This window comes from Amycolatopsis minnesotensis (genome assembly GCF_039529815.1).
Taxonomy (GTDB): Bacteria; Actinomycetota; Actinomycetes; order Mycobacteriales; family Pseudonocardiaceae; genus Amycolatopsis; species Amycolatopsis minnesotensis.
In genome coordinates, this window is sequence record NZ_BAAANN010000044.1 from 25,011 (window position 1) to 42,550 (window position 17,540).

The following is a 17,540-nucleotide window of genomic DNA, read 5'->3' on the forward strand; positions in this document are numbered from 1 at the left end:
AGGGCTTCCTCAGATGAGGCACGCATACCCGACCCGCAAGGAGCTTGAGCTTCGGTTCGAGGGCTTGGAGGGGGAGGACTTGACCGAGCTGCTGGCCGGTGACTCGGTCGGCCTGGCGCCGCTGGTCGACGCGGACCAGGCCGCGGACGAGCTGGAGGAGATGTCCGACGTGCTCGCAGCGATCGACGCAGATCTGGCGGTAAACGACGCGGCCCAGGAGCGGTTCGGCGAGCACTTGAACGGCTGGCTGGACCTGCTGACCACGCTCGGCGGCTGCGTGGGCCAGAGCAAGACCGCGGCCTACCGCGCTGTGGTGCTGGCCGATGGGGAGGCGGCGTGATGTCCGGGCTGAGTGAGCTGGTCGAGCTGCAGCAGACCCATCCGGCGGCGGATGCGCCGGTCGATGTGGTGGCCGCGTGGCATGAGCGTCGTGCGGTGGTGCTGGAGCACCTGGCCGCCGAGGGCAGTGCGGTAGCGGTGGGCGCGGCCCGTTCGGCGCACCGCTACGCCGACGAGCTGGCCGGCCGCGTGCTCGCCGCCGCCTGACCGACCTTTCCGGGCGCGTTTCGCCCCGCAATTCCTCGACTTTCCCGCATTCGTTCCTGGGGACCGCCATGCCTTGGCCCGGCGTCCACCCTGCTTGAAAGGACTTCTGATCATGACTCGCACGGTGAGCACCGTCATTGCGGACCGGTTCCACGACCTGGCCGACACCCTCGACCGCAACGCGGCGTTCCTGTACGGCGCTGACCTGCCGGAGGCTGTGGTGTCGCTGCGGGCTTCGGTCTACGTCGATGTCGCCGAGCAACTGCGGCTGCTGGCCGACATCGAGACCAGCGCGAGCGAGGACAACCCGCTGGTGGTCCAGGTGTCCGGGGTCGAGGTCGCGGCGGCGGTGGCGGGCCGGTTCGAGGCGCTGGCCGGGTTGCTGGCCGCGAACGCTCGTCTGCTGGCCCGCCGCGCGGTGGATGCGGGCATGGTGCGCCGGGCCGTGGTCTACCGCGACATCGCTTCCCAGGTCCGCATCCTGGCCGATGACGAGCGGGCCATTGTGCCCCCGCGGCACGAGACCCGGCCGCCGCTGTCGAACACGGGCCCGGTCAGCCCGGTCGCGGCCGACGCGTCCGGTGCCACGTTCCCGCGAGTACGGGCGGTCTTCCTGGACCCGCTGGTGACCGCGATCGCCCGCCGGCGCCGTCAGGGCTGGTCGGTCGCGAGGTTGACCCGGTGGCTGAGCACGACGCTGCGGGACCCGCAGACCGACGAGGTGCACCCGTGCGCACAGAGGTCGTTCGTTTCCTACGTCGCCCGTCTTCTGGCCACCCCGCGGGCCGCTGGTCTGCGGACGGCCTGACCTTCCTGCCAGCTTCGTTACCGGCTTCGAGAAGGGAGCCCTCATGCTTGTCAGCTTCGATCCGCCCGACCCCGAGGTGGATATCGAGATGACCGCCCGCCTCAACGGCCGCACCGAGATCGGGGCGCGGTTCCTGTACTCCCTGGACAACCCGTACGCGGTGACGTTCCTGCTCAACCCCGGGAGCGATGAGCGGGAGTGGCGGTTCGCCCGCGATCTGCTCGCCGAGGGGATGAACCGCGCGGCCGGGGACGGTGACGTGCGGATCGGTCCGGACGGTGACGTGGTCCGGATCGGGCTGTACTCGCCCACCGGTGCCGCGGTCCTGTACTTCGGTCGCGCGGATCTGGAGAAGGCCCTGGAGGCCACCGAGGTTCTGGTGCCGCCGGGCGAGGAGTCCGAGTTCTGGGACTGGGACACCGAATGGGTCCGGTTCATCGGGGACGCGGCGTAGCGCCCCACGGTTTGTCCTCATAGGACAGACCTCGACCGGCTTCACGCCCTGTCGTGGAGCCCGCTCAGTTCAACCCGCTGAAGATGGAAGGGAACCACCATGTCCATTCCCGAGCAGGTCGCACGGCTGACCAGCGTGCTCGAACGCATCCCGATGGGGCTGCTGTCCGAGCTGGCCGAATCGGAGCCGATGACCGGCATCGAGCAGGCCGACAACGAGATGGCGCCCCTGAATGGGGAGATCTTCGCGGTGCTGGACCACACGGGGCTCGGCACGATGGCCACCGGCGCGGTCAGCGACGCGTGCGCGAAGCTGGCGCAGGCGCGGGAGGCGTACGGCATCGTGCGGATGTACCTGGGTGATGCCCGCGACGCCGCCGAGCAGGCGCGCCAGGCGCTGACGCGGGCTGTCGAGCAGCACTCGGCATGAGCCGCCGGTTTCCCTGGGTGCTGGCGCCGGTGCCGTGGTCGGAGGAGACCTGGTTCACCCGCGGTACGTGGCTGGGGAAACCGCTGTTCTCCCCCCGCACGGCGGACCGGTCGGTGCTGGCCACCAAGCGCCAGTTGCGGGCCAAGGGGTTGCGGCCGGGCGGGCAGGATCCGTGCGCGTTCCTGGTCCTCCGGCCGCGCAAGGCCGGGAAGCTGGTCTTCGCGAACCTGTACCTGATCGTCAAGGCGAAACCGGTCCGGCCGATGACCGAGGCCCGGTGGGCGGCGCACCGCAAGATGATGGCCGCCCGCCGCACCTGCCGCGAGTGCGGTGACCTCGGCTGGGCCGAACTGCCGAAGGCGCACCGCACCTGCGAAGCCTGCCTCTACACCGCCGGGCTGGACCCGGACTCCTACCTGCACGACTACCTGGCCGGCCAACCGACTCTGTCGGCCGCCGAGCACGAAGCGCTCACTGAGTACCCGCGACTGTCCACACCGGACTACGCGCTCGCCGGTTGAGCACACCGAACCCCCCGGAAGGGACGGCCTTGCCATGCCCGATGACCCCACGACACACGGCGGCGGCGCGAAGGGCGCCCCGTTGCCCGCGCCGGTCTACCCGGTGCCCGCGCCCGAAGACGACCCGCGTTTCACCTTCGGGCTGACGCTCCAGGTCGCCGAGGTGCTCGAAGCGCACGGCTACCCGCGTCCCACCGCGCTGGACTTCGTGGACCTGCAGCAGGCGCTGTTCCGGTTCCTCTACACCACTCGTTCCCGTTGACCCGTGAGGAAAACGTGATGTCCGTCCCGACGTCGATCTCGCCCCATCTGGCTCAGCTGGCCGCCGCGTTGGACGCGGCCCAGGCCCGGGTTCGCGCGCTGGAAGCTCAGGTCGTCGACCGGCCTGCGTGGCAGGAGTTGCCGCGCGACACCGAAGCGGCCGATCTCTACCGCCAGGCTGCCGCGCTGGCCTCGGTGCTGGCCGAACGCCTGCGCGGTATCGAGGTCGCGTTCCGCCCCGGCCCGGCCACCCCGCAGACGACGGCGCCCGCGCCGTTCCGCCCGTTTCCCGTGTCGGGGTGACACCCCGAAACCCGTTGACGTGTAAAGGAAAACGTACCCATGAGCATCGAGAAGACTGTGGTTCCGTACAAGCTGGAACCGTTGGTTGACGCCCTGAACCGCGCGTACGCCCACGTGGACGCGTTGCCTGCTCCCGTCCCCCGCGACGCCGTCACCGCCGAGCGCTTCCGCCGCGTCGCGGCGCTGGCCGCTGAGCTGGCCGACGATTTCGCCGCCGCCGCGGCCGCGTTCGCGCCGGAACCGGTGGCAGTCCCGGAAAGCGGTGTGTCGTGAGCGTGTTCGAGGTCGCCGAGCGGCACGGGCCGTGGCGGCTGGCCGGGTTCGCGTGCGCGGTGCTGCTGTTCCTCGCGCTCGGGCTGTTGCGGTGGCCGTTCCTGCTCGTGGCCCGGATCCTGCGCGGTCTGCAGGTCGGGCTGGACCAGCGGATCACCGCGTCCTTCCCGGGCCCGGTGTCGCCGTACCCCATCACCTGAAAGGAGGTTCGTGGTGTCTGAGAACAGTTCCCGTGAGCCCGGCACGCGGGTCGAGCGGGTCCCCAGTGGGTCCCGGGCCGACCGGGCTATCGGCGCGGTCGGGTGGTGGCTGCCGGAAACGGTGGCCGCCGCCGCGGTGGCCGGGTTCGCCGCCTGGCTCGGCTGGTCGTTCCTGATCCCCGTGATCGGTGTCGCCCTGGTGGCGCGGATCGCGTGGGAATGGGCCCCGACCCGCCGCTCGGCGCGGGTGGTCACGGCCCTGGTGACCGCGATCGCCTGCCGGATCCGGCGGCGTCGCCGCACCGGCGAGACCGCGTCGGCGGCACCGGCCGGGGATCCGTCCCGGGCCGATGAGGTCGCGTCGTGACCGGCCCTCGGCTGCCCCGTCGTGGCCAGGGGGTGGCGCCGCGCATCCCTTGTTAGCCCTGGTCAGGCGCGCGTGGTTCTTGGCGGTTCCGGCGCGCCTGACCAGTTCTCCCAATCCCTGCGAAAGGAATCGGAGTGTCCAGTGTCCCTGTTGGGCAAGGTGGGCACCGCCGCGGTCCTGGTGGCCGTTGCGGCGGTGGCCCTGCACTACAAAGACGGCGCTAGCGCCGATGAAGGCGGTGGCGGTGGTGGCCCGGGGGTCGCCGACATCCCCGGCGACTACCTGAGGGCCTACCGGGCGGCGGGCGAGACGTGCCCGGCACTGGACTGGGCTCTGCTGGCCGGGATCGGGAAGGTCGAGACCAACCACGGCCGCCTGAAGGCGGCCGGGGTGCGCTCCGGCGCGAATTTCGCCGGGGCGAAGGGCCCGATGCAGTTCCTGACCCCGACGTTCAACTCGGTGCGGTCGCGGCATTCCGGGATCGGGTCGGACATCTACGACCCCGGCGACGCGATCCCGGCGGCGGCGCACTACCTGTGCGATTCCGGGCTGTCCCAAGGCGATCAGTACCGCGCGATCTACGCCTACAACCACGCGGGCTGGTACGTGGCCAAGGTCCAGAACCAGGCCGCGGCCTACCGCCGCGCGGGCTGACTCCCGGCACCGGCCGCCACGCCATCGCTGCAGCATCGAGCGCGACCCGAATTCGGTTCCACACCAACACCTTTCACACCTCAACCATGGAGGAAACCTGTCATGAAGATCGTCGCTTTCATCGTTCTGCTCGTGTCGGCGTGGCTGGCCTGGGGCGCCGGGAGCCTGCACGAGAAGGACCCGATCAACCACACCACCACCCCGATGTGGATCCTCGGCGCCGTCGCTCTGGCCAGCCTGGTCGCGCTGTTCACCAGCAAGTCCACCGCGAAGTCCCGCGGCTGACCGTCGCCGCCCATACCGGGGCCCGGCCGTCGCGGCCGGGCCCCGGCTTCCCCGAACCTGCTCTCTTCCTGCCCTGCCAAGGAGAAACCGCGCTATGACTCGCACGATCACCCACGACCACACCGGCCCCAGCGCGCTTCGGCTGCGTCTGCCCGCGGGGCGGATCACCGTCACCGCCACCGACGACAGCGACCGCGCGACGGTCCGGCTCACCCCACAAAATCCCGGCGACCAGGCCGCCGTCGACGCGATCGAGGAAACCGAGGTGACCCAGTCCGCCGACGGCCTCACTGTCACCGTTCCGGCTACCGGCGGCGGCAGTTCGGTGCACACCGTGGTCCAGCGCGGCGGCGGACGCGTATCGGTGTCCCAGACCGCCGGGATCGTCACCGGTTCGATGACCGGGGTCACGATCACCAGTGACGGCTCGATTTTCGTCGGTGGCCGTAACGGCGCGATGGTCATCACCGGCGGCGCCGGTGGCGGTGTCGACGCCGAGGTGACGGTGCCGGTCGGGCACCACGTCGACCTGGCGCCCGGCGCCGCCGATGTCACCAGCACCGGCCAGGTGACGTTCCTGCGGGTCGATTCCGGCTCGGGCGATGTCCACGTCACTGGTGCCGAGGTCGCCGAGGTAATCACCGGCTCCGGTGACGTCACGGCCAGCGGTGTGCGCGCCCTGTACGCGCGCACCGGCTCCGGGGACATCACCGTCCCGGAGGCCAGCGGCTCGGTGGTGGCCAGCACCGGTTCCGGCGACGTCCACGTGCACCTGAGTGCCGAGCTTCCGGCGCTGGAGATCCGGACCGGGTCCGGCGACATCACCGTCACCGCCGCTCCCGGCGTCCGGGTCGACCGGTCGCGGCTGCGCACCGGCTCCGGGGACATCCACACCCCATGACCCCGGGCGATCACACCATCGAATCGGAGGAACCCCGGATGAGCGTGATCAACGCGGAGCGGCACATCGACTACGCCGCCGACGCCAACGCACAGGAGGTCGACACCGAGCGGGACGCACAGCACCACGGGCTGCTCGCCAACGCCGAAGCCACGCTGGCCGTCGCCGAGGAGCTGCGCAAGCTGCGGGAAGCCCTGTGCGGCAACGAGAAGGACAAGTTCGACCGGGGCGCGCTCGGCGATCTCGTCGCCGCGCTCACACCCTCGGAAGGGGTCTGGTGATGCGGATCATCATCGGCCTGGTCGCGTTCCTGGTGCTGTGTGTGCTGTTCACCGTCGGGCACATCAGCACGCCGACGTGCCCGGCACCGCCCGCATCCCACGGCGTCACTGCCCCGGCCGCCCCCTGAGCGTGCCCATGACGCCCCGGCCCTGCACCGATTCCGGGTGGCGGGCCGGGGTTTCCCCGTCTGACCACACCGACTGACCACTGTGGAGGAACCAATGTCCAACTCCCTGTACCTGAGCAAGGCTGGGCAGCTGCTGGATAAGGCGGCCGACTTCAACGAATCGAGCTTCGGGCCTCGCGCCGAGCGGCCCTGCGAGGGGATCTACCAGGACAACGTGCTCAAGCTCGTCGACGCCTGGGTCGCGCTGGCGATGGTCGACCGCGGGCAGGTCCCGCCCGGTCTGGGGGCGCGGCTGATCGCGGCTATCGCCGAGGACTGCGCGATCACCGGCAACGCCGATCACCTCAACGAGAAGTGCTGACCATGACCGCGTCGACTATCCGCCCCACGGCGGGAAAGCCGGGCGGGACGAGCTACCGCTGGCTGGCGGGACTGGCCGCGGCCGGGCTGCTGGGTGCCTGCGCGGCGCCCGCCGGGCCCGGCACCACCGTGCCCGCGCCGACCCGCACCGCGCCGCCGGTGCGGTGGTTCATCGATCACCTGTCCGCCAACCTGACCCCGCCGGTACCGACCTACACCGCCTTCTGCGCGACCGAGGACATGGTCTCCCCGTCGCATGTACCCGACCTCGGCGAGCTGAAGCCGGTCCCGGTCACCAGGACCGACTTCGAACGGCTCGAATCGGGCGACCCCTGCCCGAGCACGAGGCCGCGGTGAGCGCCCGGATTCAGGTGGTCTCCTTCGGCTACGGCCACCACGACGACCCCGCCGCGGACATCACGGTCGACATCCGCCGCCGCGTCTACGACCCGCACCTCGCACCGGAGCTGCGCCACCTGACCGGACTGGACTCCGAGATCCGGGACCGGGTGGCGGACTTCCCCGGTGTGCGGGGCCTGGTCGGCGACGCCTTCCGGATGGCCGTGTCCCTCGCCGGGCTCGGTGCCGAATCGGTGACCGTGGCGTTCGGCTGCGTCGGCGGACGGCACCGTTCCGTGGTGCTGGCCGAACTGCTGCACCTGCGCGCGGTGGCCGCCGGATGGGTCACCGGCGTCGAGCACCGCCACATCGACCGTCCCGTGCTGCCCAGGAAGGAGGACCCGTGAACTGGCAAGAGGAACGCCGCCGCACCCTGGCGGCGAAAGCCGAGCAGGCCCGGCTGGACCAGGCCGCGCAGACCGGCACCCAGATCGAGTTCATGAAAGCGAAAGGAGAGCAGGCCCGCGAGGACCGGCGCCTGTCCGAGAAGCTGAAGGCCGACCAGGCCAAGACCCGCCAGGACAAGCGCGAGAAGGACAAGGCCGACCGCAAGGCGCGGTGGGCGGGCAGGCGGGAACTCGCCCGCGCGCACACGGTGGATCTGCTGATCTACGGCGTGGCGGTGGTGTCGTTCGCGATGGCGGCCCCGGCGATGGCCGGGTACGGCCACGACGTGTACGCCTCGCCGATGGGCAGGCTGCTGCCGCTGATCACCGAGCTGACCATGTGGGCCTTCGCCGTCGCGGTGCTGCTGTCCCGCACCCGCACACCGGAACGTCCGGTGTGGGGCCTGCAGGCCGGGGTGTGGGTGTTCGGCGCGGTCGCCTTCGGCACCAACGCCCTGCACGGCATCAGCAGGGGCCCGGACGCGGCGGCGATCATGGGTGTGGTGTCGGTGGCCGGGGTGGTGGCCCACCAGCTGGCCATCGCCACCCCGCCGAAGTCGCGGACCCAGCGGCGCGCCGACCGGGTCCGCGCTCTGGCTGAGGCGAAGGCCGCGGCGGCGGCACGGGCGGCGGTGCGCACCGCCGCCGCCCGCATCGACGCGGACGGCCATTCCACCCTCGCCTACACCCCCGGAACCTACGAGGTCCGCCGGGGCCGCCTGATCGCCGTGACGGCGGACCCGGACGCACCCGGTGCGCCGGACGCGATGGACCGCGAGATCGCGGCCCTGATCGACGCCACCGTGTTCGGCCCGCGCCCGGCGGGCCCAGCCGAGACCAGCGGTGGGGACGAGCCGGTGAACCGGGGCACCGTCGCCACCCAGGAAGACCCGCGCCCGCCCCGCCCCGGGGACGACCCGGTCCCGGACCGCCCGGCGGCCAAACCGGCACGGCCGCGTAAGCGCGCCGAGGACGACTGGGCCGGTGGGCGGGTCCGCCGGACCTACACCCAGCTGCGCACCGAGCTGCAGAACGCGATCGTCGCCGGGGACCTCGACCCGGACACCGCGAGCGTGAACGCGGTGCGCCGGACGCTGCGCTGCAGGAAGGAGACCGCGCGACGGCTGCACGCCGAATTCAAGCCCAAGGACTGACCCCGGCGCCCGAGGGGTGGCCGGCCGGAACCCGTCCGGCTGCCCCTCGTACCTGTCCGGACCAGCGAAAGGACCTTCCCTCGTGTCTGACAACGACACCAACACCAGCGGCACCGTGGTGCCGTTCCGGCGCCCGGACGATGTCGACGGCGAGATCGTCGAATCCTCCGGCACCGATCTGGCGGTCACCGAACCGCGCCAGACCTGGGGAACCCGCGTCATGCGCAGCACCGGGAAAGCGCTGGCCGGACCGTCGGATCACACCCGCGCCCGCCTCGCCGAGTCCACGGTCGAGTTCACCCACACCGCGGGCCGCACGACCCGGCGGGGCTTGTCCCGCGCCAGGCGGTTCGGCCACCGGCACGGCGCGATCATCGCCAAGGGGTTCGAGGCCGCCCGGCAGCGCCGCCGCGCCGACCGCGGCCACAGCGACCTCAAAGCCGCCATCACCCTCGCCCGGGAGAAGGGCGACACCGCGCAGGTCGAGGCCCTGACCAAGCAGCTCAACGAAGGACGCACCAGCGCCGTGGCGGCGGCGAAGATGCGCGCCGACCTGGCCTGGTCCCTGACCCGGCGTGCCGCGCTGGTCGTGGCCGTCGTCTTCGCCGCCTCGCTGCTGACCGGTGGGGTCAACGGGTTCGGTCACTGGCTCGGCGAGTGGAACGCCAACGACGCTCTCGGCGTGTGGCGGGCGGTGTTCGGCACGATCTACCAGGTCATGGCCGTCATGTTCACGTTGTGGTGGGCCGGGCTGCTCGCCGCGGGCGGGGTGTGGCTGGGCCGCCGGTGGAAGGACGGTGTCCGGCTCGGCGAACAGGTCCTGCCCGCGCACCTGCGCAAGCAGGGCACCCGCACCCGGCAGGTCGAGCTGACCGAAGGCGCGCTCACGCAGGCGCTGGCCAACATCGGCAACACCCAGCTCAAGGGCTACATCAAGGAGGGGTGGCCCAACCGGGAGACCGACAACGCCTGGGTCCAGCCGCCGATCGGGTCCCGCAAGGGCTGGTCGGTGCAGATCCGGCTGCCGCTGGGGGTCGACGTCGCCGCGGTGAAGAAGGCCCATCCGCTGCTGGCCCACAACCTGGGGTGCCGGGGACCGGAACTGTTCCTGGACCCCTCCGAGGAGGACCCGACCGTGCTCGATTTGTTCCGGCTCAGCCCCGGGGTCCTGCGGGAACCGGTGGACCCGTACCCGCTTCTGGTCGACGGGATCGCCGATTTCTGGACGGGGTTCCCGGTCGGGGTCACCCCGCGCGGGGACCCGGTCGTGACCACGGTCCTGGAACGCAACTTCGTGTTCTCCGGGACCATGGGGTCCGGCAAGTCGACCATGATCCTGGACCTGCTCTACGGGGCGATCCTGGACCCGCTGGTCGACATCGACGTGTTCGTGTTCGCCACGAACAACGACTACGACCTGCTCCGGCCGTGCCTGAAGACGTTCTCCGACGGCGGCGGCAGCGACAACGTGCAGGCGTGCCTGGACCACATCGAGGACCTGTACGCGGACCTGGAGACTCGGGGCCGGTTGCTGCAGCGGTACGGGGTGAACAGCGTCGCCGAGGGCGGCCGGGACCTGGTGGCCTCCGAACCGCGGTTGCGGCCCCGGATCGTGGTCATCGACGAATGCCAGGCGTTCTTCCGCCAGGACACCCCGGAGGAGCGGCGGCGGGTGGTGAACCTGCTGGTCAACTTCTACAGCGCGGCACGGAAGTACGGGATCTCGCTGGTCTTCGCCACCCCGCTGCCCTCGGACCAGTCGCTGCCGCGGGACCTGGTCGCGGTCACCTCGAACAAGGCGTGCGGCGCGATCGGCGACAAGACCCGCAACAACGTCGTGCTCGGCGACAAGGCGCACGAGAACGGGGTGTCCGCGCTCGACCTCAAGCCGAAGACCGACAAGGCCCTCAACGACTGCGGAACGTTGATCACCATCGGGTTCATGGACAACCCGGGGGCGGTGCGGTCGTACTACCTGACCAAGGAGGAACAGAAAACGCTGGTGGAACGGGCGCTGCAGCTGCGTGGCGGCACCGCCACCGCCGGGGCGGAGGCCGCCGTGGTCGAGCGGGACACCCTCGCCGACATCCTCACCGTCACCACCGAGGTCACGCCCCGCGACGGTGAGCGGCAACCGCGGGTCGCCGCGATCGTGGCCGCGCTGCGCAACAACTGGAGCTACTACCAGGACTGGAAGAGCGAGCACGTCCTCACCGTGCTCGCCGAGTCCGGCTACAAGGTTCCGACTACGGACCGTAAGTTTCTGGTAGATCCGGCGAAGGTCGCCGAAGCCCTGCACCGTCGCGCCGCCGAGGAGGACGACCCCACCGAATGAGGCCGGGCGGCCCGGCCCGCACCCCCGTGAAACCGGGGTCGCCGGGCCGGGTGAACCGGGCTCCTCATCCCGCTCATTCGGCTCATTTCCGCTCATTTTCCCAGTTCAAACCGCTACTCATCCCGGGATGAGGGAACTCATCCGCGCTCAGCGAACTCATCCGCCGACTCATCCCGAACTCATTCGCCCGGCCGCCCGTTGCGCGGGCTGATCCGGCACGCCTCACACCCGCCCAGCGACTACAGAAAGTAGCCGTCGGGCGGGTGTCGTGCTGCCCGGAATCCGGCGCGGCAGGACTCGCCGAGCCACCTCGACTGAGAGGAGCAAACCCCCTGTGTCTACTCGAATCCCCGGGCTCGACCTGGCCGACACTGACTTGGCCGTGTGCACCGGCCTCGACGCGCCGCACGCGTTCTACGACGTGCTCGCCGAAGCGTTCTACGCCGTGGGCACCGCCGACCCGGCCGCGGCGCTGGCGCTGATGCGCGACCACGCCGAGGACCACGGCGCTCCGTACCCGACCACCGCCGACATGGGCGCGTTCGGTGTGCGGCACTTCGCCTACACCCACCCCGCCGCCCCGGGCGACACCTGCGTGGCGGTCGTCGACGAGCACGCGCCGGGGGCGTTCCCCGCGCTGATCTGGCGACCGCATGAGCAGCCCCCGACCGGCGTCGGCCGCCCGGTCGCCGACACCACCGGCGGCTACCGCTGAAACACCGAAAGCCGCCGCCGGGCCGATGGCCGGACACCCCGCGCCCCACCGGCCCGGCGGCCCCCACCCCGAGGAGGCACGCACCATGCCCGCTCACCCCAGCACCACGCCCCCGAGGAACGGGCGGTGAACCCGGTCGCGGTGTGGCTGGTCCTCACCGTCGCCGCCGTCCTGGCGCTGGTGGGCCTCGCCGCGCTGGCGCTGACCGTGCACACCATCCGGGGAGACCGCGGCGGCCGCCACGTCGCCGAGATCGCCGACGCCCGCGACACCGCGCTGCTAGCCGACCACAACCGCCGCCGCCGCGCGGTTGATCCCGACGCCACCGTCGTGCTCCACCTCGACCTCGACCGTCCACATCCTCAGGAAGGACAGCACCCATGAGCCACCAGCACTTCAGCGCCCGCGTCGGCGCGGCCCTGGGCAAAGCCCGGCTGGTCGAACTGCACGCCGCGCTCGGCGACACCGCGCGGGCAGCCTGCGACACCGCCGACCCGGAACTGTTCTGGCCCATCTCCGAACGAGACCAGGCCCGCATCGGTGCGGCGAAACGGATCTGCGCGGACTGCCCGATCCTGCCGGACTGCCGGGAGTGGGGCATCCGCAACGAAGACGACGGCATCTGGGGCGGGCTCACGCGCGCGGAACGCGGCGCGGCCCGCTACCCGCACGCCGCCCGGCAGCGCCGTGCCTCGCCCTGGCACCGCAACGGCCGCCGCACCGCCTGAAACCGCCCCACGCCCCACCGCCCCCGGTCACCGGCCGGGGGCTTCGTCATCTCCGAGGAGACCCACCCATGCCCACTTGCTCCACCCTGCCCGCCATCGCAGGCCCGCCGAGACGGCGCTGGACCTGCCGGTCCTGCGGTGCCCGCAACCGGATGCGGCAGCGCTGCTGCCACACCTGCCAGCAGATCCGGCCCCGCCACTACCGATGACCGCCGCCCTGTCGAGGGGAGAACTCATGCACGCCACCGAAACCGACACCCAGCGCACCACGGCGCGGGACCTGGCCGCCGGTCTGCGGGACTGGGCCCTGCACCTGGCTGGCAGGAAGTGGCCGGTGTTCCCGCTGCTGCCCGGCCGCAAGATCCCCCGCTGGCACCTCAAGGACAAGTGCCCCGGCACCGGCCGATGCGCACACGGGCACGTCACCCCGGAACAGATCGCCACGACCGACCCCGACGTCATCCGGGCTACCTGGGTGCCGGGCGGCACACCGTGGAACATCGCCGTGTTCCCCGGCCCCGCCGGACTCCTCGTGGTCGACCTCGACGTGCCCGACCCCGGCGAGCCCGGCCCAGACGGCTGGACCGCGCTGCAGACGGTGGCCGCCGAACGCGGCGGCCCGACCCCCGACACCTTCACCGTCGACACGCCCTCCGGGGGGCGGCACCTGTACTACCGGGCCCCTGCCGGATGCTCCTTGCGCAGCACGGCGAAACACATCGCGGCCAATGTGGACACCCGCGCGTGGGGTGGCTACGTCGTCGCCCCCGGCAGCCTCACCCCGGAAGGGGCTTACCGGCTCATCGACGACGCCGACCCGGTCGAGCTGCCCGGGTGGCTGGTACAGGCCAACACCGAACGCGCCACCACCCCGGGCTCGGCGAGCGCGACCGGCAGCGGCGGCTGGCCGGCCGGAACGTCACGGGCCCCGGCGCGGATGTCGGCCTACGTCGCCGCCGCCGTCACCGGGGAAACCGACCGGATCCGCGCCGCTCACACCGGCCGCAACACAGCCCTGTCCCGCGCCGCCTACGCCCTCGGGCAACTGGTCGGCGCCGAGGTGCTCGACCTCGCCACCGCCCGCGCGGAACTCGTGACCGCCTGGGAGTCCTGGAATACCCCCGACTCCTGGGCCAAAGACGCCGCGCCCGGCGGCGTCATCGACACCAGCCTGGCCGCCGGACAGGCCAACCGCCGCCGCATCACCACCCGACGCCTCACCACACGAAAGGACAGCTGACGATGACCCTGATCATTCACCGCTGCAGCTGCGGACACCCCGACCTGTTTCACCGCGTCGACTTCGCCAGTGGCGCGGTCGAGGACTGCACCGGCTGCCTCGGCGGCACGCACGAATTCGGGCCGCCCGAGGCGATCCCGTCCTGGCGTACCGACCCGGCACACCCCACCGCGGGCACCGTCGCCGACCCGAACCCGGTCGAGCCCGGCACCACGCTGCAGGGCCTGCCCAGGCTGTGCGGCTGCCAGGACTGCCGCGACCTCTACCAGCGGCTGAGCAGGGAGGTCGGATGAGGGCAACCCTGATCGCCACTATCGGGCCGTGCGGGGCGGGGAAAACCACGTGGCGGCACCGGCACGCCCCGGCCGGGGCGGAAGTGGTGTCCCTGGACGAAATCCGCGCCGAGCTGTCGCCGTGCGGGTGCTCCAGCGACCAGGCGGTCAACGCCGCCGCCGTCGAGATCGGCACCGCCCGCACCCGCGCGGTGCTGGCGTCGGGCGGCACGGTCGTGTGGGACACCACCGGCTACCTCGCGCGGTTCCGGACCCACATGCTGGGCCTGGCCGCCGAATACCACGCCCGCACGGTCGGGTTGGTGGTGCTGCCGCCGCTGCTGACCGTGCTGGCCCGCAACGGCCGCCGCGACCCCACCGTCTGCCCGCGGTGCGGCTTCGCCCGCCGGGTCCCCGAGCACCGGGTGTGGGCGATGCACCGCGCGATCACCGACGCGGTACCGCGCCTGCACACCGAGGGCTGGCACGAACTCCACTTCCTCGCCCTGCCGCACCACCTGCGCACCCACCAACCCCGAAGGGAGGAGATCCGCTGATGCCCGAACCCGACGACCGGCCGCCGGTCGTGTGCCTGTGCGGCTCGACCCGCTTCATGGACGAGATCAACGCTGTCGCGGTCGCCGAAACCCTCGCGGGCCGGATCGTGGTCCGGCCCGAAGTCGTGTCCACCACGGCGGCGCCGAACGGCGGCGCGGTGCTCGACGAGGCCACCAAGGCGGCGCTCGATCGGTTGCACCGCGCCAAGATCCGCTACGCCGACGAGATCGTGTTCGTCGCGCCCGGCGGCTACATGGGCCCGTCGACCCACGCCGAACTCGCCTACGCCCTCGACCTCGGCAAGCCCGTCCGCGTGCTGCCCGACACCGCAGAGGAGTACCGCTGATGACCCGAACCGCCACGCACCGCCCGGCCGGGCGACGACGACGTTTCCGCCACGACGACCTGGTCGCGGTCGACCTGTTCTCCGGCTTCGGTGGCCTGACCCGCGGCATCGAGACAGCCGGGTTCACCACGATCATGGCCGCGAACCACAACACCTACAAAGTCGAGGTGCACGAGGCCAACCACCCCCACGCCGAGCACTGGATCGCCGACCTGGTCGACCCGGAGTCCTCGGACTACCACTCCGCACGCGACCTCCCGGCGGCCGATCTGCTCGCGGCGGGAGTGAGCTGCGTCAACCACTCGCACGCCAACACACTCAAGGCGTACGAACAGGGCCTGACGCTGTTCGGGATGAACGACCCGGAATTCGAGTCCCGGGTCACCCGCTCGGAGCGGGACCGTGCGACGGCGAACTGTGTGCTGCACTACGCCGCGCAGCATCACCCGCGGCTGATCCTGGTCGAGTGCACGACCGAGCTCACCTCGTGGGGCCCGGCGCTGCCGGGCCGGGCGAAGGTCGGCGACGGCAGCACCTACCGGTGGTGGCTCAAGCAGTTCAGCGACCTCGGCTACAAGCACAAGATCCTGTACCTCAACTCGATGTTCTTCGGCGTCGGGCAGTCCCGCGACCGCTACTACGCCGCGTTCTGGGACCGGCGCCTGCCGACCCCGGACCTCGACCACCGGCCCGAATCGTGGTGTGGCCACTGCGATCGGACGGTCGAGGCCGTGTGGTCGTGGAAGACCGGAGTCCCGCCGACCGGTTCGGTGCGCTACGGCAAGCAGTACAACTACCGCTGCCCCTCGTGCCGCCGCGAAGTGGTGCCGCCGATGACGCCGTCGCTGGCCGCGCTCGACCTGTCCGACCTCGGCACCCGCATCGGCGACCGCGAGCAGGCGGGGAAGAGGCCGCTCGCCGCGGCGACGATGGCCCGCGCCGAACGCTGCCGATCCAGGTTCGCCGAGTTCCCCGCCGTGCTGATGCCCGCGAAGGCCACGCACGGGTCGGAACGGCACCTGTGGCAGCCGATGTCCACCCAGACCAGCCAGCAGGAGACCGCGCTGCTCACGACCGGCGCGATCGTCGCGGCACACCGGCACAACGGCGACGGGCAGCACATCACGCGGCCGATGGACACCGTCACCTCCACCCACGAGAAGGCCGTCTTGTTGGCCGTCGACAACTACCAAGGCGCGCCGCGCGGCGCGAACGTGCCGCTGCCGACACAGGGCGGGTCGGAAACCCTCGGTCTGCTCACGGCCGGGGTGGTGCCGTACCGGCAGAACACCATCCCGACCATGCACGCCGAGCCGATGCCGACCGTCACCGCGGACCAGATCCCCGGTCTGCTCACCGCCGCCGGGACGATCAAGAACAACGGCGGGCTCGGCGAAGCCAACTACCGGGCGCACCCGCTCAGTAACCCGCTCGGCACCATCGTCTCCTCCGGCGGACAAGCCCTGCTGTTCTCCGGCTGGCACAAGCACAACGGCACCAACGAGAACGCGACCACGACACTGGTCGCCGAGTGGCGCGCCGCGCTCGCCGAGATCGCCCTCGAAGACTGCCACTTCCGGATGCTCGGCGCACACGAGATCGGCCGCGCTTGCGACTTCGACGTCGACTTCCCCGACTACAAGGGAACCTTCGCCGTCTGGGGCTCGGCACGCGAGCAGACCGACGGGTTCGGCAATGCGGTGTCACCGGCCGTCGGCGCCTGGATCGGCCAGCGGCTACGAGCCATCCTCCACACCGCCGAATGCGCGGCCTGACACACGCCCAGCCGCATCACCCCCGATCCGAAAGGAAATCCATAGTGGACACCAAATCGAGTCTGCTCGCGGCGCTGGCGACCGCGACCGTGCTCACCGTCGCCGGATGCCACACCCCGACCGGCAACGCCACCCCGCCCGGCCCCGGCACCACCGCGACGACGGCGCCGGTGGACGTCGCGGGCGCGCGGGCCCAGCTGGCCGGCGGTACCCCAGGACGAGAGACCCGATAGCAGCTCAGCGCAAGACGGCTGTCCGCGCACCCGCCGATGAACTCCCACCTCGGAGAGGAGAACACCCGCCAGCACTACCCGAAGCCCATCGCACGATCGTCCGGAAAGGACAGTTCATGCCCGACACAACACTGCGGTTCCACGCCGAGCACATCGCGCCCGGCACGGCCTACCCCGACGAACCCACCGAGTCCATCCCGCCCCGCTGGTACGTCTTCGGACGGCCCGCAGACAACGCGTTCAGCGACACCTGCGTCGTGATCTCGATCGAGCAGGCTCTCGACGAAACCGACGACCAGCACGTCCGTGACGGAGAGATCGCGACCGCGATCGCCACCGCGCTCAACGGCGTGCCCGACCCGTTCGCCACTTCACCGGCGCACCCGTGCCCGCCGTGCGCGGCCGACGGCGGCTACGGCACCACCGTGGCCGGCCAGCGCTACCACTGCCCTGACTGCGGTACCCAGTGGAGCCAGTGGCCCGACGGCGGGACAGCCACCACACCGTGGGGCAACTGGTGGGAGCGGATGAAGGTCCGTCTCTTCTAACCGCGCCCCTTCCGCGAGCCCCGTCGCGCACCTCGCGCGGCGGGGCTCGTCGCATCACCACCCCGCACCATTCCCGAGCA

General features: G+C 71.5%; 31 protein-coding genes. All 31 read left to right on the forward strand.

The genetic code is table 11. The features are described 5' to 3' along the window. Positions 1–13 precede the first annotated feature (13 nt). The 31 genes from ABD256_RS37540 (at position 14) to ABD256_RS37690 (ending at position 17,460) form a co-directional block, all read left to right on the forward strand. Positions 14–340: a hypothetical protein gene (locus tag ABD256_RS37540; protein ID WP_344429972.1), complete on the forward strand. Its 327-nt coding sequence runs from the start codon at positions 14–16 to the stop codon at positions 338–340. After that, positions 340–546: a hypothetical protein gene (locus tag ABD256_RS37545; RefSeq protein WP_344429974.1), complete on the forward strand. Its 207-nt coding sequence runs from the start codon at positions 340–342 to the stop codon at positions 544–546. The genes ABD256_RS37540 and ABD256_RS37545 overlap by 1 nt, the downstream gene beginning before the upstream one ends. A 112-nt stretch (positions 547–658) precedes the next feature. Continuing rightward, entirely contained in the window at positions 659–1,354 is a 696-nt protein-coding gene (locus ABD256_RS37550; protein ID WP_344429976.1) for a hypothetical protein, read from the forward strand. Positions 1,355–1,397: 43 nt separating this feature from the next. Then, on the forward strand, positions 1,398–1,808 hold the full coding sequence (locus ABD256_RS37555) for an SsgA family sporulation/cell division regulator (RefSeq protein WP_344429978.1): 411 nt from the start codon (positions 1,398–1,400) through the stop codon (positions 1,806–1,808). 99 nt (positions 1,809–1,907) lie between these two features. After that, complete coding sequence (locus ABD256_RS37560) at positions 1,908–2,237, forward strand: hypothetical protein (RefSeq protein ID WP_344429979.1); 330 nt, start codon at positions 1,908–1,910, stop codon at positions 2,235–2,237. Further along, on the forward strand, positions 2,234–2,758 hold the full coding sequence (locus ABD256_RS37565; protein WP_344429980.1) for an RRQRL motif-containing zinc-binding protein: 525 nt from the start codon (positions 2,234–2,236) through the stop codon (positions 2,756–2,758). Before ABD256_RS37560 ends, ABD256_RS37565 begins: the two co-directional genes overlap by 4 nt. A gap of 34 nt (positions 2,759–2,792) precedes the next feature. Continuing rightward, positions 2,793–3,020, forward strand: coding sequence for a hypothetical protein (locus ABD256_RS37570; protein WP_344429981.1), 228 nt, complete (start codon positions 2,793–2,795; stop codon positions 3,018–3,020). A gap of 17 nt (positions 3,021–3,037) precedes the next feature. Further along, positions 3,038–3,322 (forward strand): hypothetical protein, encoded by a 285-nt coding sequence (locus tag ABD256_RS37575; RefSeq protein WP_344429982.1) that lies wholly within the window; start codon positions 3,038–3,040, stop codon positions 3,320–3,322. Positions 3,323–3,361: 39 nt separating this feature from the next. After that, positions 3,362–3,595, forward strand: coding sequence for a hypothetical protein (locus tag ABD256_RS37580; protein WP_344429984.1), 234 nt, complete (start codon positions 3,362–3,364; stop codon positions 3,593–3,595). Next, positions 3,592–3,795 carry a hypothetical protein gene (locus ABD256_RS37585; RefSeq protein ID WP_344429986.1) on the forward strand — a complete coding sequence of 68 codons (204 nt, stop codon included), beginning with the start codon at positions 3,592–3,594 and terminating at the stop codon, positions 3,793–3,795. Before ABD256_RS37580 ends, ABD256_RS37585 begins: the two co-directional genes overlap by 4 nt. Positions 3,796–3,808: 13 nt before the next feature. Further along, entirely contained in the window at positions 3,809–4,162 is a 354-nt protein-coding gene (locus ABD256_RS37590; RefSeq protein WP_344429988.1) for a hypothetical protein, read from the forward strand. A 141-nt stretch (positions 4,163–4,303) separates the two neighbouring features. Further along, entirely contained in the window at positions 4,304–4,816 is a 513-nt protein-coding gene (locus ABD256_RS37595) for a lytic transglycosylase domain-containing protein (protein ID WP_344429990.1), read from the forward strand. A 102-nt stretch (positions 4,817–4,918) separates the two neighbouring features. After that, positions 4,919–5,101 carry a hypothetical protein gene (locus ABD256_RS37600; RefSeq protein ID WP_344429992.1) on the forward strand — a complete coding sequence of 61 codons (183 nt, stop codon included), beginning with the start codon at positions 4,919–4,921 and terminating at the stop codon, positions 5,099–5,101. Between the two features lie 94 nt (positions 5,102–5,195). After that, on the forward strand, positions 5,196–6,002 hold the full coding sequence (locus tag ABD256_RS37605; RefSeq protein ID WP_344429994.1) for a DUF4097 family beta strand repeat-containing protein: 807 nt from the start codon (positions 5,196–5,198) through the stop codon (positions 6,000–6,002). A gap of 38 nt (positions 6,003–6,040) precedes the next feature. After that, the gene (locus tag ABD256_RS37610) at positions 6,041–6,283 is read left to right on the forward strand and encodes a hypothetical protein (protein WP_344429996.1); all 243 of its coding nucleotides are present in this window, start codon (positions 6,041–6,043) and stop codon (positions 6,281–6,283) included. Beyond that, positions 6,283–6,411 carry a hypothetical protein gene (locus ABD256_RS37615; protein ID WP_344429998.1) on the forward strand — a complete coding sequence of 43 codons (129 nt, stop codon included), beginning with the start codon at positions 6,283–6,285 and terminating at the stop codon, positions 6,409–6,411. Before ABD256_RS37610 ends, ABD256_RS37615 begins: the two co-directional genes overlap by 1 nt. A gap of 94 nt (positions 6,412–6,505) precedes the next feature. Continuing rightward, entirely contained in the window at positions 6,506–6,772 is a 267-nt protein-coding gene (locus ABD256_RS37620; protein WP_344430000.1) for a hypothetical protein, read from the forward strand. 2 nt (positions 6,773–6,774) lie between these two features. After that, the gene (locus ABD256_RS37625) at positions 6,775–7,128 is read left to right on the forward strand and encodes a hypothetical protein (RefSeq protein ID WP_344430002.1); all 354 of its coding nucleotides are present in this window, start codon (positions 6,775–6,777) and stop codon (positions 7,126–7,128) included. Then, on the forward strand, positions 7,125–7,517 hold the full coding sequence (locus ABD256_RS37630) for a RapZ C-terminal domain-containing protein (protein ID WP_344430004.1): 393 nt from the start codon (positions 7,125–7,127) through the stop codon (positions 7,515–7,517). The genes ABD256_RS37625 and ABD256_RS37630 overlap by 4 nt, the downstream gene beginning before the upstream one ends. Beyond that, positions 7,514–8,710, forward strand: a complete 1,197-nt coding sequence (locus tag ABD256_RS37635) for a hypothetical protein (protein WP_344430006.1) — start codon at positions 7,514–7,516, stop codon at positions 8,708–8,710. Before ABD256_RS37630 ends, ABD256_RS37635 begins: the two co-directional genes overlap by 4 nt. An 82-nt stretch (positions 8,711–8,792) precedes the next feature. Then, a complete protein-coding gene (locus tag ABD256_RS37640; protein WP_344430007.1) occupies positions 8,793–11,045 on the forward strand; it encodes an ATP-binding protein in 2,253 nt (750 codons plus the stop codon). Between the two features lie 334 nt (positions 11,046–11,379). Continuing rightward, on the forward strand, positions 11,380–11,760 hold the full coding sequence (locus ABD256_RS37645) for a hypothetical protein (protein WP_344430009.1): 381 nt from the start codon (positions 11,380–11,382) through the stop codon (positions 11,758–11,760). A 126-nt stretch (positions 11,761–11,886) separates the two neighbouring features. Further along, positions 11,887–12,144, forward strand: coding sequence for a hypothetical protein (locus tag ABD256_RS37650; RefSeq protein ID WP_344430010.1), 258 nt, complete (start codon positions 11,887–11,889; stop codon positions 12,142–12,144). Continuing rightward, positions 12,141–12,488, forward strand: a complete 348-nt coding sequence (locus ABD256_RS37655) for a WhiB family transcriptional regulator (protein WP_344430011.1) — start codon at positions 12,141–12,143, stop codon at positions 12,486–12,488. The genes ABD256_RS37650 and ABD256_RS37655 overlap by 4 nt, the downstream gene beginning before the upstream one ends. Positions 12,489–12,723: 235 nt before the next feature. Next, positions 12,724–13,728, forward strand: coding sequence for a bifunctional DNA primase/polymerase (locus tag ABD256_RS37660; RefSeq protein WP_344430012.1), 1,005 nt, complete (start codon positions 12,724–12,726; stop codon positions 13,726–13,728). Positions 13,729–13,730: 2 nt separating this feature from the next. Further along, positions 13,731–14,021 carry a hypothetical protein gene (locus tag ABD256_RS37665; protein ID WP_344430013.1) on the forward strand — a complete coding sequence of 97 codons (291 nt, stop codon included), beginning with the start codon at positions 13,731–13,733 and terminating at the stop codon, positions 14,019–14,021. Continuing rightward, positions 14,018–14,557 (forward strand): AAA family ATPase, encoded by a 540-nt coding sequence (locus ABD256_RS37670; protein WP_344430015.1) that lies wholly within the window; start codon positions 14,018–14,020, stop codon positions 14,555–14,557. The genes ABD256_RS37665 and ABD256_RS37670 overlap by 4 nt, the downstream gene beginning before the upstream one ends. After that, positions 14,557–14,904, forward strand: a complete 348-nt coding sequence (locus ABD256_RS37675; RefSeq protein WP_344430016.1) for a hypothetical protein — start codon at positions 14,557–14,559, stop codon at positions 14,902–14,904. The genes ABD256_RS37670 and ABD256_RS37675 overlap by 1 nt, the downstream gene beginning before the upstream one ends. Next, positions 14,904–16,679 (forward strand): DNA cytosine methyltransferase, encoded by a 1,776-nt coding sequence (locus ABD256_RS37680; RefSeq protein WP_344430018.1) that lies wholly within the window; start codon positions 14,904–14,906, stop codon positions 16,677–16,679. Before ABD256_RS37675 ends, ABD256_RS37680 begins: the two co-directional genes overlap by 1 nt. Before the next feature lie 44 nt (positions 16,680–16,723). Then, the gene (locus ABD256_RS37685; RefSeq protein WP_344430020.1) at positions 16,724–16,912 is read left to right on the forward strand and encodes a hypothetical protein; all 189 of its coding nucleotides are present in this window, start codon (positions 16,724–16,726) and stop codon (positions 16,910–16,912) included. 116 nt (positions 16,913–17,028) lie between these two features. Continuing rightward, the gene (locus tag ABD256_RS37690; protein WP_344430021.1) at positions 17,029–17,460 is read left to right on the forward strand and encodes a hypothetical protein; all 432 of its coding nucleotides are present in this window, start codon (positions 17,029–17,031) and stop codon (positions 17,458–17,460) included. The last annotated feature ends 80 nt before the right edge of the window (positions 17,461–17,540 follow it).

Coding starts and splice junctions, on each gene's coding strand:
- ABD256_RS37565 (WP_344429980.1), top strand. CDS start 2,234: ATGAGCCGCCGGTTTCCCTGGGTGCTGGCGCCGGTGCCGTGGTCGGAG.
- ABD256_RS37600 (WP_344429992.1), top strand. CDS start 4,919: ATGAAGATCGTCGCTTTCATCGTTCTGCTCGTGTCGGCGTGGCTGGCC.
- ABD256_RS37620 (WP_344430000.1), top strand. CDS start 6,506: ATGTCCAACTCCCTGTACCTGAGCAAGGCTGGGCAGCTGCTGGATAAG.
- ABD256_RS37670 (WP_344430015.1), top strand. CDS start 14,018: ATGAGGGCAACCCTGATCGCCACTATCGGGCCGTGCGGGGCGGGGAAA.
- ABD256_RS37580 (WP_344429984.1), top strand. CDS start 3,362: ATGAGCATCGAGAAGACTGTGGTTCCGTACAAGCTGGAACCGTTGGTT.
- ABD256_RS37660 (WP_344430012.1), top strand. CDS start 12,724: ATGCACGCCACCGAAACCGACACCCAGCGCACCACGGCGCGGGACCTG.
- ABD256_RS37690 (WP_344430021.1), top strand. CDS start 17,029: ATGCCCGACACAACACTGCGGTTCCACGCCGAGCACATCGCGCCCGGC.
- ABD256_RS37560 (WP_344429979.1), top strand. CDS start 1,908: ATGTCCATTCCCGAGCAGGTCGCACGGCTGACCAGCGTGCTCGAACGC.
- ABD256_RS37555 (WP_344429978.1), top strand. CDS start 1,398: ATGCTTGTCAGCTTCGATCCGCCCGACCCCGAGGTGGATATCGAGATG.
- ABD256_RS37655 (WP_344430011.1), top strand. CDS start 12,141: ATGAGCCACCAGCACTTCAGCGCCCGCGTCGGCGCGGCCCTGGGCAAA.
- ABD256_RS37570 (WP_344429981.1), top strand. CDS start 2,793: ATGCCCGATGACCCCACGACACACGGCGGCGGCGCGAAGGGCGCCCCG.
- ABD256_RS37545 (WP_344429974.1), top strand. CDS start 340: ATGTCCGGGCTGAGTGAGCTGGTCGAGCTGCAGCAGACCCATCCGGCG.
- ABD256_RS37605 (WP_344429994.1), top strand. CDS start 5,196: ATGACTCGCACGATCACCCACGACCACACCGGCCCCAGCGCGCTTCGG.
- ABD256_RS37575 (WP_344429982.1), top strand. CDS start 3,038: ATGTCCGTCCCGACGTCGATCTCGCCCCATCTGGCTCAGCTGGCCGCC.
- ABD256_RS37675 (WP_344430016.1), top strand. CDS start 14,557: ATGCCCGAACCCGACGACCGGCCGCCGGTCGTGTGCCTGTGCGGCTCG.
- ABD256_RS37550 (WP_344429976.1), top strand. CDS start 659: ATGACTCGCACGGTGAGCACCGTCATTGCGGACCGGTTCCACGACCTG.
- ABD256_RS37665 (WP_344430013.1), top strand. CDS start 13,731: ATGACCCTGATCATTCACCGCTGCAGCTGCGGACACCCCGACCTGTTT.
- ABD256_RS37625 (WP_344430002.1), top strand. CDS start 6,775: ATGACCGCGTCGACTATCCGCCCCACGGCGGGAAAGCCGGGCGGGACG.
- ABD256_RS37680 (WP_344430018.1), top strand. CDS start 14,904: ATGACCCGAACCGCCACGCACCGCCCGGCCGGGCGACGACGACGTTTC.
- ABD256_RS37540 (WP_344429972.1), top strand. CDS start 14: ATGAGGCACGCATACCCGACCCGCAAGGAGCTTGAGCTTCGGTTCGAG.
- ABD256_RS37610 (WP_344429996.1), top strand. CDS start 6,041: ATGAGCGTGATCAACGCGGAGCGGCACATCGACTACGCCGCCGACGCC.
- ABD256_RS37615 (WP_344429998.1), top strand. CDS start 6,283: ATGCGGATCATCATCGGCCTGGTCGCGTTCCTGGTGCTGTGTGTGCTG.